This is a genomic window from Gordonia marina (genome assembly GCF_052036135.1).
Classification (GTDB): domain Bacteria; phylum Actinomycetota; class Actinomycetes; order Mycobacteriales; family Mycobacteriaceae; genus Gordonia.
The window spans coordinates 27,777-53,597 of sequence record NZ_JBPSDN010000007.1 but is presented as its reverse complement, the minus strand read 5'-3'; the positions used below and the strand labels follow the sequence as shown (position 1 = coordinate 53,597).

The window sequence follows — 25,821 nt, the reverse complement described above, 5'->3', positions numbered from 1 at the left end:
GCCCGCCGGCCGGATCGACGACGGTCACGCGAGGTGGTGGACCGCGTCGAGCACCTCCGCGGCGCCGGAGGTCACCGACAGCACACGGTCACGGAGTGCCGCTTCGGCGGCCGCGGCCACGTCGACGGTGAAGGTCACACTCTCCGCTCCGTAGTCGACCGCACCGACGTCACCGGCGGCGTAGAGGACCTTCTCGACCCGGCCGGCCATCTCGATCGGCACCCGGAGGCGGAGCGTCGCACGCTCGCGGGCCGCCCGGAGCGGAGCGGCGTCGAGCACGGCGCCGGCGGCACCGCCGTAGGCGCGGACCAGTCCCCCTGCACCCAGCTTGATGCCGCCGAACCAGCGGACGACGACGATCGCGGCCCCGGTCACCTCACGCGATTGCAGTGCGGCGAGGATCGGCGGGCCTGCGGTGCCGCCGGGCTCGCCGTCGTCGCTGCACCGGGCGATCTGTCCGGGGCCGCTGCCGATCACCGCACCCCAGCAGGCGTGGTTCGCCGACGGGTCGCGCTTGCGCGCGATCAGCGCGGCGAGTTCGGCTTCGGTGGAGACCGCCGCGAGAGTCGCGACGAACCGCGACTTGCGGATCGTCGTCTCCGTGACGATCTCGCCGGACGACCTGTCGAGAACCAGCACCGCTCGTCCGGTCCGTTCAGCTCAGGCAGCTCGGACCGAGGAGGGCCTTCAGGTCGCCCATCAGGGCCGAGGACGGGGCGACGCGCAGCGACTCGGTCAGCCGCAGCCGGGTCTCCTTCTTGTCGCTGATCAGCGTCACGTGGACGTCCGACGTCCCGGCGTGCCGCTGCAGCACCTGCTTGAGCGAGGCCACGGTCGACGGTGTGCAGGCCCGTGCCTGCAGGGTGAGGCTCAGCGGTTTGGTGGTGCCCGCCGCGGCCAGATCGGGGACGGCGAGGTCGTTGGCGCTGATCATCATCGAGTCGTCGCGCTTGTTGACGCGCGCCTTGACCAGCACGATGTTGTCGACCGTCAGGTCCATGCCGAAGGCCATATAGGCGCGCGGGAAGAAGTAGACCTCCACGCCACCGACCATGTCTTCCACGGTCACCGCGGCCCACGGCTCGCCCTTCTTGTTCACCCGCCGGGTGACCGAGGAGATGATGCCGCCGATGGTGATCTGCGCGCCGTCGGACACCTGGTCCTCCAGCAGCTGGGTGATCGAGGTGTCGGTCTGCGCGGCGAGAGCGTGCTCCACCCCGGCGAGCGGGTGCCCGGAGACGTACAGGCCGAGCATGTCGCGCTCGAGCGCCAGTTTGTGCTTGGACTCCCACTCCTCGTCGGGCACCTTGACGGCGAACACCTCGGACAGCGATTCGTCGCCGCCGCCCATGTCGCCGAACAGGTCGAACTGCCCCATCGCCTCGGCCTTCTTGGTGCCGAGCACCGAGTCGACGGCGTCGGCGTGCACCAGGAACAGACCCTTGCGCGGATGCTCGAGCGAGTCGAACGCGCCGGCCTTGACCAGCGATTCGGTGACCTTCTTGTTGCAGGCGGTGACGTCGATCTTCGACAGATAGTCCGAGAAGTTGGTGAACGCGCCCTTTTCTTCCCGGGAGGCGATGATCGAGCTGACCACGCCCGAGCCGACGTTGCGGATCGCCGCCAGCCCGAAGCGGATGTCCTCGCCGACGGCGGCGAAGTCGGCGCGCGACTCGTTGACGTCGGGCGGGAGCACCGTGATGCCCATCTTCCGGCAGTCGGCCAGGTAGATCGCCGACTTGTCCTTGTCGTCGCCGACCGAGGTCAGCAGGCCCGCCATGTATTCGGCCGGGTAGTTGGCCTTCAGGTACGCGGTCCAGAACGACACGAGGCCGTAGCCGGCGGCGTGCGACTTGTTGAACGCGTACCCGGCGAACGGGAGAACGGTGTCCCACAGCGCGGTGATGGCGCCCTGGGAGAAGCCGTTCTTCTTCATGCCCTCGGCGAATCCGCCGTAGGCCTCGTCGAGGATCGCCTTCTTCTTCTTACCCATGGCACGACGAAGCAGGTCGGCTTCACCGAGCGAGTAGCCGGCCACCGTCCGGGCGATCGCCATGATCTGCTCCTGATACACGATCAGGCCGTAGGTCTCGGCGAGGATGTCGCGCAGCGGCTCCTCCAGCTCCGGGTGGATCGGCTTGATCTCCTCCAGGCCGTTCTTGCGCCGGGCGTACGAATGGTGGGCCCCGACGTCCATCGGGCCGGGCCGGTACAGGGCGAGCACGGCGACGATGTCCTCGAAGCCGGTCGGCTGCATCATCTTCAGCAGTTCGCGCATGCCCGCGCCGTCGAGCTGGAACACGCCGAGCGTGTCGCCGCGCGCCAGCAGCTCGTAGGTCGCGGTGTCCTCCAGCGGCAGCTTGTCCATGTTGAGGTCGATGCCGCGGTTGGCCTTGATGTTGTCCAGCGCGTCACCGATGACGGTGAGGTTGCGCAGACCCAGGAAGTCCATCTTCAGCAGGCCGATGGCCTCACACGACGGGTAGTCCCAGCCGGTGATGATCGCGCCGTCCTGCGCGCGCTTCCACACCGGGATCGCGTCGGTCAGCGGGTCGCACGACATGATCACCGCGCAGGCGTGCACGCCGGCGTTGCGGATCAGGCCTTCCAGACCGAGCGCGGTGTCGTAGATCTTCTTGACGTCCGGATCGGTCTCGATCAGGGTCCGGACCTCGGCCGCCTCGGCGTAGCGCTCATTGGACGGATCGGTGATGCCGGCGACCGTGATGTCCTTGGCGGCGACCGGCGGCGGCAGCGCCTTGGCGATACGGTCGGCGATCGCGAAGCCGGGCTGCCCGAACTGCACGCGCGCCGAGTCCTTCAGCGCGGCCTTGGTCTTAATGGTGCCGAAGGTGATCACCTGGGCCACCTTGTCGTGGCCCCACTTCTGGCTGGCGTAGGTGATCATCTCGCCGCGGCGACGATCGTCGAAGTCGATGTCGATGTCGGGCATGGACACGCGCTCGGGGTTGAGGAAGCGCTCGAACAGCAGGCCGTGCGGAATCGGGTCGATATTGGTGATGCCGAGCGCCCAGGCGACCAGCGAACCGGCGGCCGAGCCACGGCCCGGGCCGACGCGGATCCCGACTTCCAGGGCGTGCGCGATGAGGTCGCCGACCACCAGGAAGTACGCCGGGAAGCCCATCTGGTTGATCACGCCCAGTTCGTAGGCGGCGCGCGTCACGTACTCCTCGGGCACCGGGCCGCCCTCGAACCGGCGATCCAGGCCCTTGTCGACCTCCCGCTCCAGCCAGGTCTCCTGGGTGTAGCCGTCGGGCACCGGGAAGATCGGCATCCGGTCGCGGTGGGTGAACACCTCCTGGTACGACGAGACGCGCTCCCCGATCTCCAGGGTGTTGTCGCAGGCCCCGGGCACCACGTCGTCCCAGAGCGCGCGCATCTCCTCGGCGGACTTGAGGTAGTAGCCGTCGCCGTCGAACTTGAACCGCGTCGGGTCGGAGAGCGTCTTACCGGTCTGCACGCACAGCAGTGCCTCGTGCGCCGACGCGTGGTCGCGCGTCACGTAGTGACAGTCGTTGGTGACGATCGGCTTGATGCCGAGCTTGCGGCCGATGTCGAGCAGTCCGTTGCGCACCCGGCTCTCGATCTCCAGCCCGTGCTCCATCAGCTCCAGGTAGAAGTTCTCCTTGCCGAAGATCTCCTGCCACTTGCCCGCCGCTTCGAGCGCCTCCGCGTCGTGCCCCAGCCGCAGACGCGTCTGCACCTCGCCGGACGGACAGCCGGTGGTGGCGATGATGCCCGACGCGTGCTCGGCGATGATCTCGGCGTCCATCCGCGACCACTTGCCGAGCTGGCCCTCGATCGAGGCCAGCGACGACAGCCGGAACAGATTCCGCAGACCGGTCGCGTTCTCGGCGACCATCGTCATGTGCGTGTACGCACCCGAACCGGAGACGTCGTCGCTCTTCTGATCCCGGGTGCCCCACAGCACGCGCTTGGTGTTGAACCGCGAATCGGGCGCGATGTACGCCTCGATCCCGATGATCGGCTTGATGTCGTGCTTGATCGCGGCGTTGTAGAACTCGCTCGCACCGAACATGTTGCCGTGGTCGGTCATCCCGATCGCGTTCATTCCGAGGCGCTGCGCCTCCGCGAACAGCGGAGACACCTTCGCCGCACCGTCGAGCATCGAGTACTCGGTGTGATTGTGCAGGTGAACGAACGAACCGGCCACGCGGCAACGCCTCCTATCGGAACTGGACCACCCCACTGTAGGCGGCCCCTCCGACAAGCCTGGATCGGCTCGCCCGGGGTGTGACGAATGAGGCCCCGGGGATCCCGGCGGAGCCTGTTCAGCCGTCGCCGGGCTCCAGCGCCGAGTGCCTCGTCGGCGCCAGTGCCCGGCTCCAGATCTCCCTGATCGCGACTCCGGCGAGGACGAGCGCGAACAGCAGTTCCGATCGCAGCAGCACGTTCCCGATACCGCCGCACGACGCCACGAACACCAGCACCCCGCCGGCTGCCGGGGCGACGACCGTCAGCACACCGCTGGCCCAGTGTCCGCCCAGCACCGCCTCGGCGACCGCGGCCGCCAGGACGATCACGCCCGCGGCCAGAACACAGCCGGTGAAGAGTGACACGGGCACAGCGGCACCACCGACCGTCGTGTCGCCGGTCGACGCGTACGCGGACCACCAGGGTCGCTCATACGACAGGTAGTCGGCGTAGCGCCGCGGCATGGTCGAACCGTTGCGGCCCGACGACAGGAGGACGAACAGCGCAGCGACCACATACAGCCACCACGCGCCGTGACCCGCGGCGCGGACGAGCCGCAGGCCCCTTTCAGGCGTCACGCAAGACGTCCAGCGCGTGTGTCAGATCGTCCGGGTAGGGCGCGGTGAATTCGACGCGGCGGCCGTCGGCGGGGTGCGCGAAGGCCAGCGAGCGGGCGTGCAGCCACTGCCGGTCCAGGCCCAGCCGGGCCGCCAGCTTCGGGTCGGCGCCGTACGTCGGGTCGCCGACGCACGGGTGGTGCAGCGCCGAGAAGTGCACGCGGATCTGATGGGTGCGCCCGGTCTCCAGGTCGATGTCGAGAAGGCTGGCGGCCGCGAACATCTCCACCGTCTCGTAGTGCGTCACCGATTCCTTGCCGTTCGACGTCACCGCGAACCGCCAGTCGGAGCCGGGATGGCGGCCGATCGGCGCGTCGATGGTGCCCACCGGCGGATCCAGGTGTCCCTGCACCACCGCGTGGTAGACCTTGTCGACCTCGCGCTGCTTGAACGCCCGCTTGAGCATCGTGTACGCGTGCTCGGACGCCGCGACGACCATCGCACCGGACGTGCCGACGTCGAGCCGGGACACGATGCCCTGCCGTTCGGCGGCCCCGGAGGTGGAGATCCGGAAGCCGGCGGCGGCCAGCGCGCCCACGACCGTCGGCCCGGTCCAGCCCTGCGACGGATGCGCGGCCACCCCGGGCGGCTTGTCGACGACGATGATGTCCGAGTCGTGATAGAGCACGTCGAGGTCTTCCACCGGGGTCGGCTCCACGCGCAGCGGTCGTTCCGGCCCGGGCAGCGTGACCTCGAGCCACGTCCCGGCGCGCAGCTTGTGAGATTTGGGGACGGTCGCACCGTCGACGGCGACGTCGCCCGCGTCGGCCAGCGCGGCGGCGGCGGTCCGGGACAGCCCGAGCAGCCGGGCGACGCCGGCGTCGACCCGCAGCCCGTCCAGTCCGTCGGGCACCGGCATCGCTCGTGACTCACGCATCGCGGTCCCCCTCGTCATTCGCGTGCTCGTCGGTCAGGTCCTCGTCGGTCAGGTCCTCGTCGGCCGGCGGGTCGTTGCGGGCCGCCCAGCCCGATCGCGAGCCGTCGTAGTCGTAGCCGAGCACGGTGAGCGCCACCAGCAGCACGGCGCCGCACACCACCGCCGAATCGGCGACGTTGAACACCGGCCAGCGGCCCCAGGAGAAGCCGAACGACAGGAAGTCGACGACGTGCCCGCGCAGCGGACCGGGCTCCCGGAAGAACCGGTCGGTGAGATTCCCGAGTGCGCCGCCGAGGATCAGCCCGAGGCCGATCGCCCAGCCGGCCGAGCCCAGCCGCCTGCTGAACCGGATGATCGTGATCACGACCGCCAGCGCGATGATGGTGAGGATCCAGGTGTACCCGGTCGCCATCGAGAACGCGGCGCCGCTGTTCCGGAGCAGCGTCAGCCGGAAGAAGTCGCCGATCACCCGCGTCGGCTCGTCCGGGTCCAGATGACGGACGGCGAGCGTCTTGGTGCCGAGATCGGCCAGGTACACCAGGACGGCGACCGCGGCCAGGGCGATCAGCAGGGTGCGCGACCGGCCGGTGTCCGGCGGCGAATCGTCCTGGGTGCCGGGTGCACCGAGCGGTGCGGCGTCGTTCATGCCTTCGATTCTCCACATGTCCTAGGGTGGGACGCGTGTCGGCCCCACGTCTCTCCCCGTTCCGGATCGGTCTGCTGCCCGTCGCGTGTGCGACCGCACTGGTACTGACCGGCTGCGGCGACGATGCGAAGCCCGCCGCCGACGCCGACCGCCCGTGCACCGCGGAGACGTCGGTGGCCGGCGCGTCGACCATCGACCTCTCGCCGGCCACCGTCGCGGTGACCAGCCCCGGAACCGGCACCCTCCGGGTCCCGGCGCCCGTGCCGCGGACCGACGCCGCGCAGAAGGTCACGCTGAGCACCGAGTCGAAGGAGACCAGCGTGGTCAGCGGCCAGAATCAGCCGCCGACGTCGACCGTGGAATCGGTGACGCTGCCGCTGACCACCCGCGCCGGGTGCACCGACCCGAAGTTCGCCGATTTCACCTTCGGCACCCCGACCACGCCCGATACGGCGCTGAAGCCCGACCTCGCCGCGTTCGACGGCGCCGAGGGCGGGGTGCGCTACGCCGACGGTCTGGTGACCACCGAATTGCAGATCGCGCCGCCGAAAGATGCGCAGGCTCCGGCCAGTCGTGCCATCGAGCAGTCGCTGACCAGCGCCTTCACGTATTCGGTGCCGCTGCCCACCACGCCGATCGGGACCGGTGCCACGTGGCGGGTCACCCGGACCGTCACCGCGGCGACCACCGTCACGCAGACCATGGACGTCACGATGACGTCGTGGACGGGCGACCGGCTCACCCTCGACGTGCACGTCTCGGAGGAGCCCGACCAGCCGATTTTCCGGATCCCGGGATCGGACAAGACACTCGATCTGAGCAGGTTCCTCAACGCGGGGTCGGGCACCGTCGTCGTCGATCTGACGCGGCCGCTGCCGGTGTCCGCCGAGGTGGCCCTGTCCGGGGCCCGCGAGCTGGTCGGCGACGACCCCGCCAAGCCCATCGTGCAGCAGACCTCGTTCACCCTGCGCTGGACGTCACCGTCCTAGGTCGTGTTGCGAGAATCCCTTTGCGGGCCTCGTCGGCGAAGACTTTCGCAACACGACCCAGCGCGAACGCCGCCCGCGCGGTGCGCGAGCGGCGTTCGGTACGGCGTGCCGGTCAGCCGGCCGACTTGGTGGTGGTCTTCGCCGGCTTCTTGTGCGGAGACGACGCGCTCGGCGCGATCGAGTTCTCCGGGCACAGCGGCGTGGCGACCTCACCCATCTTCAGCAGCGGGCAGACGGTGGTCTTCGACAGCTTCCAGCGGCCGTTGTCGAAGACGATCGCGGCGTCCAGCGGCTGCGGCGGGTTGTCCGGGAGCTTCACCTCGACCTTGACGCTGTAGCGCTTCGGGCCGTCCTTGGTGATCGGGTTCTTGATCTTGTAGGTGACGCCCGGGTTCTCCTTCTTCGCCTTCACCAGCTGGTTGAAGAGGCTCGGGTCGACCTCGGAGCCCTCGACCAGGTCGGTCTTGTCCTTGGCCGGAATGCTCGGATCCAGCGCCTTGTCGAGCATGTCGTTCAGCGCGGCGACCGTCGGCTTCTTGTTCGGATCGGTCAGCTGGGCGTCGAGGCTGTTGTCGGCGCTCGTCGCCGCGGCGGACGTCGTGGTGGTGGCCGGCGGCACCGGCGGCTGGTCCGACTTGTCGTCCGAGCCACAGGCCGCGGTGAGGGTCACCGCGCCGGCGACGACACCGACCAGCAGGAACTTACGGAACTTCACCGAATCAAACCTCCATTGAGAATCCGCTCGGCCGTTCGGGATCCGAGCTTTCCCCACTATGCCAAAGAAAGCTGAGGCCGCCCACAGGTTCCCACAAGCAACAGTCATCACATGTGCCACATCGCGAGGGCGGCGACCAGCGCACACGCCCGCCGCCGAAGTGCAAGAATCGGGACATGAGCCCACGCCAGGTTGTGATGATCACCACCGGCGGCACCGCCGCCTCCCGCACCACCGACGACGGCGCCGTTCCCGTTCTGCACGCCGCCGACCTGATCCCGGCCGGGCTCGACGACGTCGTCGTGCGGCCGGTCGACCTGATGGCCGTGGACTCGTCGGCCATGTCCGTGCGCCAGCAGTTCGCGGTCTGCGCGGCGATCGCCGAGGCGTTGCGGGACGACGAGGTGACCGGCGTCGTGGTGACACACGGCACCGACACCCTGGAGGAGACCGCGTTCCTGGCCGATCTGTTCGCGCACGACCCGCGGCCGGTCGTCTTCACCGGCGCGCAGTACCCCACCGATCACCCGATGTCCGACGGCCCGGCGAACATCGCGGCCGCCATCGCGCTCGCCGCCGCCTCCGAGACCAGCGGGCGCGGTGTGCTGGTCGCGCTCGGCGGCCAGGCCCTCGGCGCCCGCGGGACGTTCAAGGTGTCGACGACCTCGGTCGACGCCTTCGATACGGTGCACCCTCAGCTGCCGCGGCCCCTGCTCGACGCCCCGGTCCCCGGCGGCGTGCCCGCGCGCGTGGATCTGCTCGCGCTCTACCCGGGTGTCTCCCCGGGACTGATCGCCGCGGCCGTCGCACAGCGCGCCGCCGGCATCGTGCTGTCGGCGACCGGATCGGGGAACACGCACCCGGACATCACCGCCGAAGTGGCCCTCGCCCAGCAGCGGAACGTCCCGGTCGTCGTCTCCACTCGCGTGCCCTACGGCAAGGTGGAGGCGACCTACGGCGGCGGTGGCGGCGGCGTCGACCTGGCCCGCGCCGGCGCCGTCATCTCCCCGTGGCTCCGTGCGCCGCAGGCCCGCATGGCGATGATCGCCCTCCTGACGACCGGCGCCGCGCGCTCGGAGATCGCCGACTTCTTCCGCGCCTCCGAGCCCGACTGAGCGCCTGGCCGGAAACCACCCCACCCCGCCCGTCGAGCACCCCGAACCACCCCGCCCCTGCCCGTCGAGCACCTCCGAGCCACCCCACCTTGCCCGTTGAGCACCTCCGAGCCCCCAGGGCGAGGAGGTTGTCGAAACGACCCCCACGGCCGCGAGCCGTCACTCCGACGCGACATCCTCCCAGGCCAGGCTCGCGAGCGGGTCGGCCCGGGCCAGCCGGTCCTCGGGCAGCCGGAACGTGTGCGCGCGGCCGGGACCGGTCGCCCGCGTCTCGAAGCGCACGGTCACGAAGCCGTGTCCGCCGCCCTGGACCCAGCCGTGCCCGAAGTCCGGATGCGTCACGTCGGTGCCCGTCGGCCACTCCTGGAACGACGCCGAATGACGTGGCGGCACCACCGTCTCCGGTGCGGTCTCGGCGTCGTCGCCCGGCGCCCCGCCCTCCGATTCGGCATCGCCGAACTCCCCGAGGTCCGGGAACAGGCTGTACTGCTCGGTGTCGGTGAGGCCGGAGTAGCCGACCCCGACCAGCCGGATCGGCCCGACCTCGAGCGGGTCGAGCACGATCCGCTGTGCGGCGGCGGTCAGCACGTCGAGGTCGGTGCTGGCCGACGGCATGGTGATCGACCGGGTGAGGATCGACATGTCGGCGCGGCGCAGCTTCACCACCACCGTGCGCGCGCCGCGCCCGTCGGCGGTCAGCCGCCGGTAGGCATCGGCGGCGGCCGACGAGACCGCCGCCCGCAGGCGTACCAGATCGATGATGTCGACGGCGAAGGTCGACTCGGCGCTGATCTGTTTGGCCTCGGCGCGTTCGGCGACCGGCCGGTCGTCGATGCCCTGGGCGAGCCGGTGCAGGGCCAGCCCCACCGTCGCGCCGAGCACGGACACCACCTCGGTGGGCGCCATCGCGGCGAAGTCGCCGATGGTCTCGACACCGAGCCGGGCGAGCCGGTCACCGGAGACCGGACCGATCCCCCACAGCTTCCGCACCGGAAGCTCCTGCAGAAAGGCCAGTTCACCGCTCGGCGCGATCACCGCGACGCCGTCGGGCTTGGCCTGACCGGAGGCGATCTTGGCGATCTGTTTGCCCGAGCCGAAGCCGACCGAGGCCGGCAGTCCGGCCTCCGCCCGGATGGCCGCCCGCAGTCGTTCGGCGAACTCCCGGGCCTGCGCCGCGGTGGCGCCGGCCAGTTCGGCGGGCTCGCCGAAGGCCTCGTCGAACGAGAGCGTCTCGATCACCGGGACATACCGGCGGATGATCCCGAAGACGCGGCCGCTGACCTCGCGATACACGCCGCCGCGCGGCGGCACGACCACCGCGGACGGGCCGACCATCCGCCGTGCCTGGTGCATCGGCATCGCCGAGCGGGCCCCGAAGGCCCGCGCCTCGTACGACGCGCCGGCCACCACCCCGCGCCCGCCGGCCCCGCCGACCAGCACCGGCCGCCCGGCCAGCGTCGGCCGAGTGAGCTGCTCGACGGACGCGAAGAAGGCGTCCATATCAAGGTGCATCACCCAGCGCGCACTCGTCTCGGCCGCGCGGAACTCCACCGCCCGATGGTATCGGCGGACCCGGACACGACTCAGGCCGCGCGCACCTGGAAGACCGGCACCAGGTCGAGATGACGGCGCAGGGTGTCCGCGTCGGCGTCCGGGGTCAGCCCGTCGGGCAGCAGCCGCCCGACCTCCCAGCCCCACCGGGCGAGGTACCGCTGCAGCACGACGACGTGCCGGTCGGCGTCGCCGCACTCGTCCAGCACGACGTCGGTGACGCGCCGGCCGCGCCGCAGCTGCGCCTCCGGGTGGACGCGCACGTTACGCACCCAGTCGGTGACGCCGCGCGGCGCGACCAGGTAGCGCACCCCGTCGACGGTCACCGGATTCACCGGAACCCGGTGCGGCACACCGGATTTCCGTCCGGTGACGGTCAAGGTCTGCGCACCGGCGAGATTTACACCGCGGTCGGTGAGCCAGCGGACGGCACCGTTGAAGACGCGGTCCGCCCGGGTGACGGGCGCGTGGCTGGTCTGCTCGGTCATCGGATTCTCCATTCTGTGAGCACTGCTCTCGTTTTCGAGTGTGCGCCGGACACCCGGATAAATCAAGAGCACCGCTCTCGAATGTGCGAGAATCACGTCATGACCACTCCGCGCGCACGGCGCAGGCAGGAGATCGAGACCGACGTCCTGCGCCTCGGCCGGGCCCAGCTGGCACAGGTCGGCGCCGCCGCCCTGTCGGTCCGGGCGATCGCCCGCGACCTCGGGCTCGCCTCGTCGGCCGTCTACCGGTACGTCGCCAGCCGCGACGAACTGCTCACCCGGCTCGTCGTCGCCGCGTACACCGAACTCGCCGACGCCGTGGAGGCCGCGGTCGCCGGGCACGACGGCCCGCCCGGCGAGCGTCTGCGCACCGCCCTGCGCGCCTATCGCGCCTGGGCCGTCGCCCACCCGGCCGACTTCTCCCTGCTCTACGGCAGCCCGGTCCCCGGCTACGACGCACCCGCCGAGCGGACCACGCCGCCCGGCATCCGGGTGATCGGCCTGCTCCTCGGATTGCTGTCCGAGGCCGCCGACTCCGCCCCGGCCGACGGCCCGGACCCCGATCTGCCCGCGCCGCTGCACGACGAACTGCGCGCCGTCGCCGACGAATTCGGCGCCGATCTCGACGATGCGGCGCTGATCGCCGGTCTCGCCCTGTGGACATGGCTGATCGGTGCCGTCGGCCAGGAGGTGACCGGCGGATTCGGCGACACCACCTTCGCCGACCCCGCCGCGATCTTCGACGCCCAGCTCGACCGGCAGGCGTCGGCGGCACTCAGAGCAGCGCGGCGACCCGCTCGGCCGTCTCCTTCGCCGAGCCCGGATTCTGCCCGGTGACGAGGTTGCCGTCGACCACCGCGCTCGAGACGAACGGCAGCAACGCCTTCTCGTAGCGCGCACCGCGCGCCTTCATCTCCGCCTCGACGTTGTACGGAACCAGCTTGTCGACCCGCGCGAGGACCTCCTCGCGCCACGAGAAGCCGGTGAGACGACGCCCGGCGACCAGGTACGAGCCGTCGGACAGAGTGACGTTGAGCAGGCCGCAGTAGCCGTGGCAGACCGACGAGACGATGGCGCCGCGCTCGAACATCTCCCGGGTGATGCGTTGCAGGTCCGCACTATGGCGGAAGTCGAACATCACGCCGTGTCCGCCGGTGTAGTAGATCGCGTCGAACTCCGCCGCGTCGATGGCACCGGGCTCGGCGGTGGTCTCCAGCAGCGCCATCCGTGCCGGATCGCCGTGCCACGCTTTGGCCGTCTTGTCGTAGTTGGGAAACTTCAGCGAGCGCGGCTCGAGCGGCGACGGCCCGCCGCTCGGGCTGACCAGCACCTGCTCACACCCGCGTTCGGCGAACACCTGCCAGGCGTGGGTCAGCTCGGACAGCCAGAGCCCCGTCGGATGCGACGGGTCGTCGTAGTGGCCGACGTTCGTGACGACGTGCAGAACTCGCGGGGCCATGGGATTCCTTCCGGAGGGTCGCCGAGACTTTCGGTGTAGACAGCGCTTACATTAGGCCGCGCCGGAGAGTCCCGTCAACAGCCGACCCCGCCCACCTTGATAAATTCGCGACCATGGAACCGCGTTCGGCGTACCACCACGGCGACCTGCCCGCCGCACTAGTCCGGGCCGCTCTCGAACTCCTCGATGCCGACGGAGCCGAGGCCGACCTGTCGCTGCGCGCCGTCGCCCGGCGCGCCGGCGTCTCGGCCGGCGCCCCGTACCGGCACTTCGCCGACCGTAACGCATTGCTCTCCGCCGTCGCGGCCGTCGGCTATCGCGAACTCGCCGACAGCCTGGCCGCCGCGGCACCCGATGCGCACACACCCGACGACCTGGCCGCGATCGCGGTGGCCTACGTCCGCTTCGCCCTCGACCGGCCCGGCCTGTTCCGGGTGATGTTCGGCGGACTCTGCGACACCGACAACGCCGATCGGGTCGCCGCCGTCACGGCGATCAACACCTATCTGACGAACGTCATCGCCCGCACTGTGACGTCGGACGACCCCGCGGTCGCCGCCACCGGCGCCTGGGCGCTGGTCCACGGACTGGCATTCCTCTTCCTGGACGGCAAGCTCGATGCGTCGTCGCCCGACCAGGTCGCGGAGACCGTGCGCACCGTCGTGGTCACCACATTGCACCTCGGTGCCTGAGAATCCACACCGGGAGTGACTCCCGACACTTCGATGTTGACGATGTTCACACCACGCTCGTAGCCTCATGTGAACATCGACCACATTGATGAGGAGCCCGCTCGTGACCACTTCCACCACCGTCGACGTCGATCTCGCCGGCCGAACCGTCCCGGTTCCCGCCGGCGGTCTGTACGACCGCTACCGCATGCGGGCACCGTTGAGCGCCGTCGCCGGCGATCCCCGCGTACCCGGGGTCGACTTCTTCGAACGGCTGCCTAAGACGCAGGTGCAGTCGCCCGTCGGCACCACCGCGACCCCGAATTTCTACTACGCGATGAGCTCGGCCCGACTCACGATGCTCGCCCCGTCGAAGGCCATCCGCGCCCGGATCCCGGCGGAGCTCACACCGCTCGAGGTGGCGCCCGGCCTGGGCCTGGCGTCGCTGATGCTGTTCCGCTACGACGTCTGTGACATCGACTTCTACACCGAGGCCGCCGTCGGTGTCGCCGTGCGGCCGGCTCGCCACGGCGGACGGAGCACGGCCGCCGCCGAGCTGATCACCGCCCTCGGCGACGACCATCTGCACACGTACGTGCTGTCCCTCCCGGTCAACACGGCGATCGCGCAGGTTCGCGGCCACGACGGCTACGGCTTCCCGAAGTGGGTCACCGACCTCGACGTCGAGATCGATACCCGGCGCACCACCGCTCGCATCGCGAACGACGCCGGCGGCGTCGACCTGGCGTTCTCCGCGCCGACGCCCCGGCAGCGCACGTATCGCAGCGGCGAGCGGGTCGGGGCTCTCACCTCCTACACGCAGCGTGACGGTGCCTGGCTGGCGACGCTCAACCAGACCAATGTCCTCGCCACCGGCCGCGCACGACTGCCCGGCGGCTACGACCTCACCCTCGGCGAGGGGCGCATGTCCGAGGACCTGCGCGCGCTCGGCGCCCGACGGGCCCTGGCCCTCGATGTGACCACCCGCGCGCAGGCGGCCCTGCACATGCCGGTCCCGGTATCGGTCCGCTGAACCCTTCCGGCCGGTCCGGCGCTACCCCGACGCCTCGGCGTCCGGGTTGGCCGCGCACCACTGCGCCACGCGGGGGTCGTCGCTCACCAGGCGCCCCATCTCCTCGCCGCCGTCACACGTCAGCAGCGCGACGGTCGTCGTACCGCCGCGGGAGGCCAGCACCCGGAACAACGCACCGGACTCCACCCAGCGCCGTAGCCGGTCGAGGTCGTCGGACATGCCTCCAGAGTAGGACGGCTACCCTGATCCGATGACGTTCACTCGCTATGTGGCCCTGGGCGATTCGTTCACCGAAGGGGTCGGCGACGACGCCCCGCAGCTGCCGAACGGCGTCCGCGGCTGGGCCGATCGGGTCGCCGAAGCGCTCGATGATGCGTACGGCGGCGTCGAGTACGCGAACCTGGCGATCCGCGGTCTGAAACTGCGGCCGATCGTGGTCCGGCAGGTGCCGTCCGCCCTCGCGATGAAGCCGGACCTGGTGTCGATCCACGCCGGCGGCAACGACATCCTGCGTCCGCGGGTCGACCTCGACGACCTCCTCACCTACTACGACGACGCGGTCGCGCGCCTCACCGAGTCCGGCGCGACGGTGGTGCTCTTCACCCCGCACGACCCCGCCGAGGCGCCGCTCATCAGGCGCCTGCGCGGACGATTCGCGATCTTCGCCGAGGGCATCCGCGAGATCGCCGACCGGCGCGGCGCGGTGCTGGTCGACTACTGGCGGATCCGCGACTACGACGACCCGCGGATGTGGGCGTTCGACCGGCTGCACATGTCGCCCGCCGGGCACCAGCGGATGGCGATCGCCGTGCTCGACGCCCTCGGCGTCCCGCACGACCTCGCGCCGCTCGAACTCCCGGACGTGCCGGCGCGGTCCCGCCGCGACGACCTGCGGTGGACCCGCGGCTTCCTGGCGCCCTGGCTGGGCCGCCGCCTGCGCGGCGTGTCATCCGGCGACACCCTCGCCCCGCGCTACGGCGAGCCGACGGCGGTCGAGACGATCACCACGGGCTGACCGACCCCGGCCACCTCGACGCCGTCACCCGGAAGCCGGCCTCCCATCCGAACACTTGTTCTTGTCGGTGGTGAGATGTAGCTTATCGGTACGGAGGTGATCCGGCCGGTGCCCGCACCGTCGCGGCCCACCTTCGTGAGGCCATACCGGAGCGATCCGGCGCGGTGTGTTGTTTGAGAATTCCATACTCCTGCGACACCCTCGGGTGGCCGCACCCGACGTCGCCCGAACGACAGGCCGGGCGTCGTCGGCCCGATCGGCGCCTCCCCCTGCTCCGATCGGGCCGCCCGGTGCGGCTACCCGTGGCCGTCGACCGTGTCGCGTGTCAGGCCGATTCGAGGCGGTGCCACGACCACCAGGCCAGCAGGATGGTCAGCACCGACCCCACCGACGCCAGCGTCTGCGCCGCCAGATAGAGGTTGAAATCAGCGACGTCGCCGGGTGTCTGGCCGGCCCCGGCCAGGCCGACGTAGACGCCGGTCGCCCCGGCGCCGAACACGTACACCGCCGCGAGCACCACCAGCACGGTCCGGACGGGCGCACGGCGATCGGCCGGGACCCGGCGCACCAGTCCCCGCCGTACCAGATAGAGCGCACCGAGCGAGGCCGCCAGCAGTGCGATCGCATCGGCGCCGAGGGTGTCCGACAGCCGGTGCCACCGCGCGATCACCGTGTACGCGCCGACACCGACCGTCCACGTCGTCACGATCAGCATCGCGACGGTCCGCCACCGCCAGGAGATCACCAGCAGAGTCGCGCAGGCCACCGCCATCGCGACCGTGGTGTGACCGCTCGGGAAGCTGTTGTGCAGCCACTGCGGCGGGCCGTCGACCAGGTCGGGCCGACGCAGGACGTAGCGTTTGAGCACCTCCGTCGCCGCGGACGCCCCACCGACCACGGCCACCGCGACGACGGCCAGCCGGAATCCACCGCGCACCCATCCGATCACGGCGAGGATCACCACGGCGACCGCCAGGCTGCCGACCGTGAGCGTCGCCAGCGCGTTGTCGGCGGCGGTCACCTGATCGGCGTTGATCTGGTACGACCCGCGCAGGGCGGCGTTCTCCACCCGCTGCCCGGTGTAGGTGCGCACCGCCGCCCAGTAGACGCCGATCAGCACAGCCAGCGCGCCGACGGCGAGCACCGCCCAGCGGGCTCTCCCCGCGGCCACTCAGGCCTTGCGGAGGTCGGCCGTGACGCCGTCACCCAGTTCGATCGCACCCGCGGGCCCCTCGGCGACGCTGAATTCGGTCGCCAGGACCTCCCCGGAGATCAGGCCGGCGTGGGTCTGGGCGGTCGCCACCTTGTCGGCGGGCACCACCAGCCGCACGACGATCCGGTCGGAGATGTCGAGCCCGGCGCCCCGGCGCGCATCCTGCAGCTCGCGGATCCGGTCCTTGGCCCAGCCCTCGGCCTCCAGTTCCGGTGTCACCGCGGTGTCCAGCACCACGAGGCCGCCGCCGTCGGGCAGCTCGCCCGTCGACTCCGGGGCCACCGCGACGAGCTTGCGGGTGAACTCCTCGCCGCGCAGCTCGATGCCGTCGGCGATCACGACGGGCTCCCCGTCGGCGCCGGTGGACAGCTCGTAGTTCCCGGACTTGACCGCCTTGATCGCCCGCTGGACGTCTTTGCCGATGCGCGGTCCGGCGGCGCGGGCGTTGACCGCGACCTCCACTTTTCCGTAGGCGTCGACGTCGGTGGACAGTTCGACGTTCTTGACGTTCATCTCGTCGGCGATCAGACCCGCGAACGGCGCCAGCGCCTCCGCGTTCGGTGCGGCGACGGTCAGGCTCGGCAGCGGCAGCCGCACCCGCAGCTTGTTGGCCTTGCGAACGCTCGAGGCCACCGAGCACACCGACTGGACGGCGTCCATCGCCGCCACCAACTCGGGATCGGCGGGCAGGTCACCGGCGGCCGGCCAGTCGGTGAGATGCACCGAGCGCTCACCGGTCAGACCGCGCCACATCGCCTCGGTCGCCAGCGGCAGCAGCGGCGCGGCGAGCCGGCCGGCCACCTCGAGCACCGTGTACAGGGTGTCGAAGGCGTCCGGGTCGGCGTCCTGACCGGCCCAGAAGCGGGCGCGGGACCGTCGCACGTACCAGTTGGTCAGCGACTCGCAGAAGGTCCGGAAGCTGTCGCAGGCACCGGCGATGTCGTAGACGTCGAGGGCCGCGGTGATCTCGTCGCGGGTCACCGCCAGCTTGGCCAGGATGTACCGGTCCAGCACGTTCTCCGAGTCGGTCCGCCACGTGGCCGGACGCTCGGCGTACAGCTGCAGGAAGCTGTAGGCGTTCCACATCGGCAGCAGCGCCTGGCGCACGCCCTCGCGGATGCCGCGCTCGGTGACCACCAGGTTGCCGCCGCGCAGGATCGGGCTGGCCATCAGGAACCAGCGCATCGCATCGGAGCCGTCGCGGTCGAAGACCTCGTTCACGTCCGGGTAGTTGCGCTTGGACTTGCTCATCTTCTGCCCGTCGTCGCCGAGCACGATGCCGTGCGCCGCGACGGTCTTGAACGCCGGGCGGTCGAACAGCGCCGTCGCCAGGACGTGCAGGTTGTAGAACCAGCCGCGCGTCTGACCGTTGTATTCGACGATGAAGTCGCCCGGATTGTGCGCGATCTCGCCAGTCGAGGAGTCGCCGTCGAACCAGGAGGTGTTCTCGAACGGGTAGTGCACCTGCGCGTACGGCATGGAGCCGGACTCGAACCAGCAGTCCAGCACCTCGGGTACGCGGCGCATCATCGACCGCCCGGTCGGATCGTCCGGGTTCGGGCGCACCAGATCGTCGATCTCCGGCCGGTGCAGGTTGGTGGGCCGCACACCGAAGTCGGCCGCCAGCTCGTCGAGGCCGCCGTAGACGTCGATCCGCGGGTAAGCGGGGTCGTCGGACATCCACACCGGGATGGGTGCACCCCAGTAGCGGTTACGGCTGATGTTCCAGTCCTTGGCGCCCTCCAGCCACTTGCCGAACTGGCCGTCCTTGATGTGCGCGGGCGACCAGGTGATCTCCTGGTTCAGCTCCAGCATCCGGTCCTTGATCTTGGTCACGGCGACGAACCACGACGGCACCGCCATGTAGATCAGCGGCTGTCCCGACCGCCACGAATGCGGGTAGGAGTGCTCGATGGTCTCGTGTCGCAGGACGCGGCCCTTCGCCTTGAGATCCCGGATGATGTTCGGATTGGCGTCGAACACCATCTGACCCTGGTAGTCGGGCACCAGCTCGGTGAACTTGCCGCCCGGATCGAGCGGCTGCACCGTTGAGATGCCGTGCGCGGTCGCGACGTCCATGTCCTCCTCACCGAAGGCCGGGGCCAGGTGGACCACACCGGTGCCGCTGTCGGTGGTCACGTAGTCGGCGGTCAGGATCACGTGGGCGTTCGGGTGCCCGAGGAAGTAGTCGAACGGCGGGCGATAGCTCAGTCCGGCCAGATCGCGGCCCAGGTGAGTGCCGACGGTCTCGGTCTCCCCCAGCTCCTTCGCGTACGCGCCGACCAGGGCACTCGCCAGCAGGTACTCGGTCCCGTCGGCGGTGCGCACGTGCGCGTACTCGGTGTCCGGGTGCACGGCGATCGCCAGGTTCGACGGCAGCGTCCACGGGGTGGTCGTCCAGATCAGCGCGTTGACGCCGTCGAGCGACGAGCCGGGCGCCACCAGCGGCATGGTGACGGTCAGCGCCGGGTCCTGACGCATCCGGTAGGCGTCGTCGAGCTTCGCCTCCTGATTGCTCAGCGGGGTCTGCTCGTACCAGGAGTACGGCAGCACGCGGTAGCCCTGGTAGACCAGCCCCTTGTCGTACAGGCGCTTGAACGCCCACATGACCGACTCCATGAAGTCCAGATCGAGGGTCTTGTAGTCGTTGTCGAAGTCGACCCAGCGAGCCTGGCGCGTCACATAGGTGCGCCACTCGCCGGTGTAGCGCAGCACGGAATCGCGGCAGTACTCGTTGAACTTGTCGACGCCCATCACCTCGATCTCCGACTTGTCGGTGATCCCCAGCTGGCGCTCGGCCTCCAGCTCGGCCGGCAGACCGTGGGTGTCCCAGCCGAAACGGCGCTCGACCTTCTTGCCGCGCATCGTCTGGTAGCGCGGCACGATGTCCTTCACGTAGCCGGTGAGCAGGTGCCCGTAGTGCGGCAGGCCGTTGGCGAACGGCGGGCCGTCGTAGAAGACGAATTCCGGCGCATCGGCGCGATTGGCGATCGAGGCGGCGAAGGTGTCGTCGTCGGCCCAGTAGTCCAGGACCCGCTCCTCGACGTCCGGGAACGACGGCGCACCGGGACCGGTGCCACCGGTCAAGTCGACGAGCGGATAGGCGCGTGCTGGGGGGTTCTCGGTCATCGGCGTGCTCCTCGTGCCTGCACGTCAGCCGCGGCTGACTCACTTCGGGCACGGGGACGCGTTCGTCGTTCTCGGCGGACGCGCGGTACCACCCCGCTTGCAGCGCTGCGGCGCTGCCACTCGGCGGAAGCCCCCGGAGGTGACTTCTCAGCGGCTGTCTCGGGCCGCACCCGCCCGGTTCTACTGGGATCGCGGCCCGAGGGCGGCTATCCGTTCTTCCAGGAGCTCCCCGGTGATGGCCGGATCAACGCTGTCGCGTGAAGAGTCTACTCCTCGTCACCGGCGTAGCTGATCTTGGGCAGCGGACCGGTATGGTCGTGCACGACGATGCCGTCGCCCGCCCGCTCGGCGACCGCATCGGCCCGATGGGTGTCCGCGGCCTCGGGATCGGCCGCCGCCGGCTCCGGACCGGTCGCCGCGGGCGTCTCGCCGGTGTCCGGGGCGTTCTCCGTGTCGGCGTGGCGGCGGCGCCGTCCCACGTAGGGAGACTGCGCGCGGATCGGGCCGGTGTCCGGGCCGCTGTCGGCGTGCACCGGTGCCGGGGCCGGGCCGGGCTCGCTCGCCGCGTCTTGCGCGAACGGGCTCGCGGCCACCGGCCAGGAACCCGACGACGGCGGCACCGACGGGATCGGGCCCGATTGAACCGGGAACGAGCCGGTCACCGACTTGATGTAGTCGTTCGCGTCGCCGGTCACCGTCTCGTCGTCTCCGACGGGCTCGGGCTCCTCGGGCGCGGTGGCCCCGGGGACGACCAGTCCGCCCAGGCCAGTGTCCGAGACATCGGCCGGACCGGTGTCGGTCACGGTGTCCGCGGTCACGACCGTCGCGTACTCCTCGACCACCGTGTCCGGCGCCCCGCCGGCGGGCGGCGTGGCCTCGGCGGCCGGCGATTCGTCGCCGAGGAGCGGCGCGGGACGGCTCTGCGGCGCGTCGTCGCGGATCGTGAACAGCGGCTCGTCGGCGTCGGCGGCCGAGCGGCGGCCCGAACGGAGCGCATCGGCCAGCAGGATCAGCAGACCGATCGCGCAGACGACGATGCAGGCCACCGCGAGCCAGAAATTACTCGTGATCAAGGCCACCACGAGGAGGCCGAAGCCGACCAGCGTCGCGGCCAGTGCCAAGGTCAGCATCGACAGCCTCTTATCAACTCGTCCAACGACTCGCCCGGGGTGAGATCAGCCCTGCGGGTAGCCGGTCTCCTGACCGTAGCCCTGCTCCACCGGGGCCGCGCTGCCGCGCTGCTGCAGCTCCTCGAGCTGCGACTCCAGGTAGGTCTTCAGGCGGGTACGGTACTCGCGCTCGTAGGTCTTCAGCTGCTCGATGCGACCTTCCAGCACGGTGCGCTGCTGGTTGATGGTCGACATGATCTCCGAGTGCTTCTGCTCGGCGTCACGCTGCAGGAAGTCGGCGCGCTCCTGCGCCTGACGGACCTGGGTCTCGGCGCGGGTCTGCGCATCGGCCAGCAGCGCCTCGGCGCGCTGGCGCGAGTCGGCCAGGGTGGCGTCGGCGGTGGCCTGCGCCTCGTTGACCATCGCGTCGCTGCGGTGGCGCGCGTCGGCGAGCAGGGCCTCGGCCTCGCTGCGGGCGCTGCCGGTGACGCGGTCGGCGGTGTCCTGGGCCAGCGCGAGCACGCGGGCGGCGCGGACGCTGGCGTCCTCGTCGAGCACCGGCTGCGGCGCGGGCGCCTGCTGCGGGGCCGGCTCGGGCGCGGCCTGGACCGGGACCGCGGCGGTCTCGGCCGGCGCGGCGGCGGCGAAGACCTGGGTGCGGTCGGCGCCTCCGGCGCGCGCGGCGTTCAGCTCGGACTCCAGATCGGCGTTGCGCTGACGCAACTCGGAGTTCTCGTCGAGCAGGCGTGCCAGCTCGGCCTCGACGAAGTCGAGGAACTGATCCACCTCGTCCTCGTTGTAGCCGCGCTTCCCGATCGGCGGTTTGCTGAACGCGACATTGTGCACATCAGCTGGTGTCAGCCGCATTTCGGTTTCCCCTTTGGTCGTCGAGTGAGTCCGTCGAGCACGCACCGCTGCGCGCTCGATCGCCGGCGACAGGCCGGTCGCAGTTCTATTAATACCAGTAGCACTGCGTAACTAGCGTGTCATCTTGTCACATCCGGACCAAGTTCTGTTGCCCGGCTGCGTCCTGTTCGCAACCAAAACTCCGCCCGGCCGTGTTCCACGACGACCCCGTCGGCCGACCCGGTCGCCTTCACCGACATGCCCCTGACCAGCGATTACTCCGGGCGTGTCGCCGCGCGGGCCGCTACAGGACCGTCGCGTAGGTGCGCGAGATGCTCATCCCGATCGATACCACAATCAACACCAGAAACAACGACAAATCCAGTCGCACTGATCCCAAATCCACCGGCTTGAGGACGCGGCGGATGGCCTTCAGCGGTGGGTCGGTGAGGGTGAAGACGGTCTCGACCACCACCACGGTGAAGCCTCGCGGGCGCCACCGGCGCGCGATGGACTGGACGAACTCGACCACCAGCCGGGCGATCAGCAGCAGCCAGTAGAGGAAGAGGACCAGGTAGAGGATCCAGAGGAAAGTCACCACGATGTCTACAGTGCCAGACGGGGCGCCGGGTCAGCCCCGGCGCCCCGCGTGGCGATCCTCTCAGCTCTGGCTGTGGAAGCCGGTTTCGGCGAGGCGGCGACGATCTTCCGGGGTCACCTCGACGCCGGCCGGCGACAGCAGGAACACCTTGGTCGCGACCTTGTCGAACGAGCCGCGCAGCGCGAAGACCAGGCCGGCCGCGAAGTCGACCATGCGCTTGGCGTCGTCGTTGTTCATCTCGACCAGATCCATGATCACCGGGCTGCCGCTGCGGAAGCGCTCGCCGATGGTGCGGGCCTCCGAGTAGTCGGCCGGACGCAGGGTGGTGATCCGGCTCGCGGTCTCGGCGACCACCTCCGGCCGCACCTCGGGGGCGAGCGCGTTGGCGCCGCGGACGGCCATCACACCGCCGCGGGCGGTGACGTTGGCGCTCCGCGAGAGCGGCTCCAGGCGGCCACGCATCGGCGCCGGGCCCAGGTCGGCCTCCACGTGCACGGCGCGGGCGGCGTACACCCGATCGTCACCGCGGCGGGCGTAGTCGACCTCGGCGTAGTCGGCCTCGTAGGGCTCGTCGTAGTACTCGTCGTGCGCACCGGCACCGCGGTAGCGCTCCATGTACAGGCGCTCGCGGGCGCTCATCGCCTCGCCGTGGCGGGCGGGCGCCGGAGCGTAGGCGTCGCCCATCGGCGCGGGTGCGCGGTCGGCCGGATCGGTCAGGTAGTCGTCCTCGTATTCACTCGGAGGCACCATGCCGAAATATGCCTTGAACTTCTGCATCGTCGTCATCGAGATGCCTTCCTGGTGATGAATGATCTTTTTGGTTCCCGTGTGACCAATGTGACTAGGGCGAGAGTAACGGCCGCGGCCCCATGATTGCGGTTCCGACACGCACACACGTCGATCCGTGTGCGATCGCCGCCTCCAGGTCACCGGACATGCCCGCGGACAGTTCGGCGGCATCCGGATACGCGCCGCGGAAGCGCTCGGCGATCGCGGCCGCCTGTGCCAGGTGCGCATCCGGGTCGCCGTCGAGCGGCGCGACGACCATCAGGCCGTCCAGGCTCAGGATGCCGCCGTGCGCGGTCACCGCGTCGGCCAGTGCGGGCAGATCGGCCTCGATCACTCCCCCGCGCGCCGGGTCGCCGTCGAGGCTGATCTGCAGCAGGACGCCGAGCGGCGTATCGCGCTCGCCACGCTCGAGCGCGGCCGTCGTGGCGGTCGCCAGCGCCGCCACCAGTTCCGGCGAGTCGACGGACTGGACGCGCCGGGCCCAGCGGGCGATGGTCTTGGCCTTCTTGCGCTGCACCGAACCGATCATGTCCATGGTGAAGTCGGCGCCGGGCAGATCCGCGCGCACCTGCGCCACCTTCCGGCCGGCCTCGGGCTCGCGGTTCTCGCCGAACTCGGTGGCGCCCAGCCGGACCAGGCGGGCCAGATCGTCGGCCGGAAAGTACTTGGTGACCACCATCAGCCGGGCGCTGCCGGGTGCCCGGCCGGCGACCGCCTCGGCCGCGGCGATCCGCTCCCGGGTGGCGGCCAGCCCGGCCGCCAGCTCGTCGCTCCGCGGGTCAGCGCTCACTCCCGCTCCATCCAGATCACCGACGCGAGACGGCCGGTGGGCGCGCTGCGGCGATGGCTGAACAGGTCCGGGTCGGCGATGGTGCAGCGCGGGTCGACGGCGATGCCGGTGACCCCCGCGGCGCGGAGCTGGCGCTCGATGCCGGCCCGAAGGTCGAGTCCGGCGGTGCCCTTGGCGGTGCGGCAGGCGCTGCCGGGCAGATGCTTCTCCACGTCGCGCTGCATCTCCGGCGGCACCTCGTAGCGCTCGCCGGACGCCGCCGGGCCGAGCAGCACACCGATGCGCTCCGGCCGGGCGCCCAGACCGATCATGGTGTCCAGGACGGCCGGCACGATACCGATACGCGCGCCCACGCGCCCGGCGTGCACGGCGGCGATCACGCCGGCCTCGTCGTCGCTGAGCAGCAGCGGGACGCAGTCGGCGGTGAGGACGGCCAGGGCAAGGCCTTCCGCGGTGGTGACGAGGGCGTCGGTGGCCGGCACCGGCTCGGTGACGGGGCCGTCGACCACGGTCACGGTGCGGCTGTGGATCTGCTCCATCCACACCACGTCGCGCGGCGCGAGGCCGAGATCGGTGGCCAGTCGTGTCCGGTTGGCCGCGACGGCGGCCGGATCGTCGCCGACGTGGTCACCCAGGTTGAACGAGTCGTAGGGCGGGCGCGACACACCGCCGGCGCGGGTGGTGACCACGCGCCGCACCCGCCGCGCGGGCGTGTGCGGTGCCATCACTTCATGAAGTCGGGGACGTCGACCTCGTCGTCGTCGAGCCGGACCGTGTTGCGGCGCGGTGCCGGCGCGTCGGCGAACGGGTCCGCCTGCCGGGACGACCGCGAGCCGAACAGCGGGTCGTCGGCGGGCGGGGTGGCCGTGCGGCCGGCCTGCGCCTGCTCGACGGTGCCTGCGGCCCGGGTGGCCGCCGGGTTCTCGACCCGCTTGCGCGGGGTGCCGCCGTCGAAGCCCGCGGCGATCACCGTGACACGCACCTCGTCGCCGAGGTTGTCGTTGATCACGGTGCCGAAGATGATGTTCGCGTCCTCGTGCGCGGCCTCCTGGACCTGCGTGGCGGCGTTGTTGATCTCGAACAGGCCGAGGTCGCTGCCACCGGCGATCGAGATGAGCACGCCGCGCGCGCCCTCCATCGAGGCCTCCAGCAGCGGCGAGTTGATCGCCGACTCGGCGGCCTTGCGCGCCCGGTCCTCGCCGCGCGCGGCACCGATGCCCATCAGCGCGCTGCCCGCATCGCTCATCACGCCCTTGACGTCGGCGAAGTCGACGTTGATCAGACCCGGGGTGGTGATCAGGTCGGTGATGCCCTGCACGCCGTTGAGAAGCACCTCGTCGGCGCTGCGGAACGCGTCCATCAGGCTGACCTGGGAGTCGCCCAGCTGCAGCAGACGGTCGTTCGGGATGACGATGAGCGTGTCGCAGGACTCGCGCAGCGCCGCGATGCCCTCGTCGGCCTGGTTGCCGCGCCGCTTGCCCTCGAAGGAGAACGGGCGGGTCACGACGCCGACGGTGAGCGCACCGAGTTTGCGCGCGATTCCGGCGACGACGGGCGCGCCGCCGGTGCCGGTACCGCCGCCCTCGCCCGCGGTCACGAAGACCATGTCGGCGCCCTGCAACAGATCCTCGATCTCGTCGCGGGCATCCTCGGCGGCCTTGCGGCCGACCTCGGGATTGGCGCCGGCGCCGAGTCCACGGGTGGACTCGCGGCCGATGTCGAGCTTCACGTCGGCATCGCTGATCAGCAGCGCCTGCGCATCGGTGTTGATGGCAATGAATTCGACGCCCTTGAGGCCCTGCTCGATCATGCGGTTGACGGCGTTGACGCCGCCGCCGCCGATGCCGACGACCTTGATGACGGCCAGGTAGTTGTGGGGTGGCGTCATGATGCCTTCCTGTGCTGCAGAACCCTAAAGCTCAACCAAAGGGT

25 protein-coding genes are annotated in these 25,821 nt (G+C 70.5%); 6 read left to right on the top strand and 19 right to left on the bottom strand.

All coding sequences use genetic code 11. The features are described 5' to 3' along the window. Window positions 1-24 precede the first annotated feature (24 nt). The 5 genes from ACSEEN_RS05915 to lspA form a co-directional block, all read right to left on the bottom strand. Window positions 25-639, bottom strand: coding sequence for an IMPACT family protein (locus tag ACSEEN_RS05915; protein WP_247864003.1), 615 nt, complete (start codon window positions 637-639; stop codon window positions 25-27). A 16-nt stretch (window positions 640-655) separates the two neighbouring features. Continuing rightward, window positions 656-4,195: a DNA polymerase III subunit alpha gene (dnaE, locus tag ACSEEN_RS05910; protein ID WP_440712625.1), complete on the bottom strand. Its 3,540-nt coding sequence runs from the start codon at window positions 4,193-4,195 to the stop codon at window positions 656-658. Window positions 4,196-4,313: 118 nt separating this feature from the next. Continuing rightward, window positions 4,314-4,814 carry a hypothetical protein gene (locus ACSEEN_RS05905; RefSeq protein ID WP_371308607.1) on the bottom strand — a complete coding sequence of 167 codons (501 nt, stop codon included), beginning with the start codon at window positions 4,812-4,814 and terminating at the stop codon, window positions 4,314-4,316. Then, entirely contained in the window at window positions 4,804-5,730 is a 927-nt protein-coding gene (locus tag ACSEEN_RS05900) for an RluA family pseudouridine synthase (protein WP_371308608.1), read from the bottom strand. The genes ACSEEN_RS05905 and ACSEEN_RS05900 overlap by 11 nt, the downstream gene beginning before the upstream one ends. Further along, window positions 5,723-6,376 (bottom strand): signal peptidase II, encoded by a 654-nt coding sequence (gene lspA / locus ACSEEN_RS05895; protein WP_440712624.1) that lies wholly within the window; start codon window positions 6,374-6,376, stop codon window positions 5,723-5,725. Before lspA ends, ACSEEN_RS05900 begins: the two co-directional genes overlap by 8 nt. 35 nt (window positions 6,377-6,411) lie before the next feature. Between lspA and ACSEEN_RS05890 the strand changes: the two genes are divergently transcribed. Next, window positions 6,412-7,365: a hypothetical protein gene (locus ACSEEN_RS05890; RefSeq protein ID WP_440712623.1), complete on the top strand. Its 954-nt coding sequence runs from the start codon at window positions 6,412-6,414 to the stop codon at window positions 7,363-7,365. Window positions 7,366-7,477: 112 nt separating this feature from the next. On the opposite strand, the gene ACSEEN_RS05885 is transcribed toward ACSEEN_RS05890, so the two are convergent. Further along, window positions 7,478-8,080, bottom strand: a complete 603-nt coding sequence (locus ACSEEN_RS05885) for a WKL family lipoprotein (RefSeq protein WP_247864009.1) — start codon at window positions 8,078-8,080, stop codon at window positions 7,478-7,480. 176 nt (window positions 8,081-8,256) lie between these two features. Here ACSEEN_RS05885 and ACSEEN_RS05880 point away from each other — a divergent pair, with 176 nt between their 5' ends. Then, the gene (locus ACSEEN_RS05880) at window positions 8,257-9,195 is read left to right on the top strand and encodes an asparaginase (RefSeq protein ID WP_298446723.1); all 939 of its coding nucleotides are present in this window, start codon (window positions 8,257-8,259) and stop codon (window positions 9,193-9,195) included. A 159-nt stretch (window positions 9,196-9,354) separates the two neighbouring features. On the opposite strand, the gene ACSEEN_RS05875 is transcribed toward ACSEEN_RS05880, so the two are convergent. Next, window positions 9,355-10,707, bottom strand: a complete 1,353-nt coding sequence (locus tag ACSEEN_RS05875) for a DNA polymerase IV (RefSeq protein ID WP_440712674.1) — start codon at window positions 10,705-10,707, stop codon at window positions 9,355-9,357. A 71-nt stretch (window positions 10,708-10,778) separates the two neighbouring features. After that, window positions 10,779-11,234 carry a nitroreductase/quinone reductase family protein gene (locus tag ACSEEN_RS05870; protein WP_247864011.1) on the bottom strand — a complete coding sequence of 152 codons (456 nt, stop codon included), beginning with the start codon at window positions 11,232-11,234 and terminating at the stop codon, window positions 10,779-10,781. A 99-nt stretch (window positions 11,235-11,333) separates the two neighbouring features. On the opposite strand from ACSEEN_RS05870, the gene ACSEEN_RS05865 reads away from it, so the two are divergent. Further along, window positions 11,334-12,071 carry a TetR/AcrR family transcriptional regulator gene (locus ACSEEN_RS05865; protein ID WP_247864012.1) on the top strand — a complete coding sequence of 246 codons (738 nt, stop codon included), beginning with the start codon at window positions 11,334-11,336 and terminating at the stop codon, window positions 12,069-12,071. Here the strand turns inward: ACSEEN_RS05865 and ACSEEN_RS05860 are convergent. Further along, window positions 12,010-12,693, bottom strand: a complete 684-nt coding sequence (locus tag ACSEEN_RS05860) for a type 1 glutamine amidotransferase domain-containing protein (RefSeq protein ID WP_440712622.1) — start codon at window positions 12,691-12,693, stop codon at window positions 12,010-12,012. The genes ACSEEN_RS05865 and ACSEEN_RS05860 overlap by 62 nt on opposite strands. Before the next feature lie 113 nt (window positions 12,694-12,806). Between ACSEEN_RS05860 and ACSEEN_RS05855 the strand changes: the two genes are divergently transcribed. Next, window positions 12,807-13,385, top strand: a complete 579-nt coding sequence (locus ACSEEN_RS05855; protein WP_440712621.1) for a TetR/AcrR family transcriptional regulator — start codon at window positions 12,807-12,809, stop codon at window positions 13,383-13,385. An 88-nt stretch (window positions 13,386-13,473) separates the two neighbouring features. Beyond that, window positions 13,474-14,397 carry an acetoacetate decarboxylase family protein gene (locus tag ACSEEN_RS05850; RefSeq protein ID WP_440712620.1) on the top strand — a complete coding sequence of 308 codons (924 nt, stop codon included), beginning with the start codon at window positions 13,474-13,476 and terminating at the stop codon, window positions 14,395-14,397. 21 nt (window positions 14,398-14,418) lie between these two features. On the opposite strand, the gene ACSEEN_RS05845 is transcribed toward ACSEEN_RS05850, so the two are convergent. After that, the gene (locus tag ACSEEN_RS05845; protein WP_247864016.1) at window positions 14,419-14,616 is read right to left on the bottom strand and encodes a hypothetical protein; all 198 of its coding nucleotides are present in this window, start codon (window positions 14,614-14,616) and stop codon (window positions 14,419-14,421) included. A gap of 31 nt (window positions 14,617-14,647) precedes the next feature. Between ACSEEN_RS05845 and ACSEEN_RS05840 the strand changes: the two genes are divergently transcribed. Next, a complete protein-coding gene (locus tag ACSEEN_RS05840) occupies window positions 14,648-15,412 on the top strand; it encodes an SGNH/GDSL hydrolase family protein (RefSeq protein WP_440712619.1) in 765 nt (254 codons plus the stop codon). Between the two features lie 325 nt (window positions 15,413-15,737). Here the strand turns inward: ACSEEN_RS05840 and ACSEEN_RS05835 are convergent, their stop codons facing one another. From ACSEEN_RS05835 to ftsZ, 9 genes are all read right to left on the bottom strand, one after another. After that, window positions 15,738-16,583: a phosphatase PAP2 family protein gene (locus ACSEEN_RS05835; RefSeq protein ID WP_440712618.1), complete on the bottom strand. Its 846-nt coding sequence runs from the start codon at window positions 16,581-16,583 to the stop codon at window positions 15,738-15,740. Continuing rightward, complete coding sequence (gene ileS, locus ACSEEN_RS05830; protein ID WP_440712617.1) at window positions 16,584-19,754, bottom strand: isoleucine--tRNA ligase; 3,171 nt, start codon at window positions 19,752-19,754, stop codon at window positions 16,584-16,586. A 266-nt stretch (window positions 19,755-20,020) separates the two neighbouring features. Beyond that, window positions 20,021-20,884 (bottom strand): hypothetical protein, encoded by an 864-nt coding sequence (locus ACSEEN_RS05825; protein WP_440712616.1) that lies wholly within the window; start codon window positions 20,882-20,884, stop codon window positions 20,021-20,023. 45 nt (window positions 20,885-20,929) lie between these two features. Next, entirely contained in the window at window positions 20,930-21,730 is an 801-nt protein-coding gene (wag31, locus tag ACSEEN_RS05820; protein ID WP_247864021.1) for a DivIVA-like cell division protein Wag31, read from the bottom strand. A 283-nt stretch (window positions 21,731-22,013) separates the two neighbouring features. Continuing rightward, the gene (locus ACSEEN_RS05815) at window positions 22,014-22,310 is read right to left on the bottom strand and encodes a YggT family protein (RefSeq protein ID WP_247864022.1); all 297 of its coding nucleotides are present in this window, start codon (window positions 22,308-22,310) and stop codon (window positions 22,014-22,016) included. A 60-nt stretch (window positions 22,311-22,370) separates the two neighbouring features. Continuing rightward, window positions 22,371-23,096, bottom strand: a complete 726-nt coding sequence (locus ACSEEN_RS05810; RefSeq protein ID WP_247864023.1) for a cell division protein SepF — start codon at window positions 23,094-23,096, stop codon at window positions 22,371-22,373. 55 nt (window positions 23,097-23,151) lie between these two features. Beyond that, window positions 23,152-23,889 (bottom strand): YggS family pyridoxal phosphate enzyme, encoded by a 738-nt coding sequence (locus ACSEEN_RS05805; RefSeq protein ID WP_440712615.1) that lies wholly within the window; start codon window positions 23,887-23,889, stop codon window positions 23,152-23,154. Further along, window positions 23,886-24,614, bottom strand: coding sequence for a peptidoglycan editing factor PgeF (gene pgeF, locus ACSEEN_RS05800; RefSeq protein ID WP_440712614.1), 729 nt, complete (start codon window positions 24,612-24,614; stop codon window positions 23,886-23,888). Before pgeF ends, ACSEEN_RS05805 begins: the two co-directional genes overlap by 4 nt. Beyond that, window positions 24,614-25,777 carry a cell division protein FtsZ gene (ftsZ, locus tag ACSEEN_RS05795; RefSeq protein WP_440712613.1) on the bottom strand — a complete coding sequence of 388 codons (1,164 nt, stop codon included), beginning with the start codon at window positions 25,775-25,777 and terminating at the stop codon, window positions 24,614-24,616. The genes pgeF and ftsZ overlap by 1 nt, the downstream gene beginning before the upstream one ends. Between the last annotated feature and the right edge of the window lie 44 nt (window positions 25,778-25,821).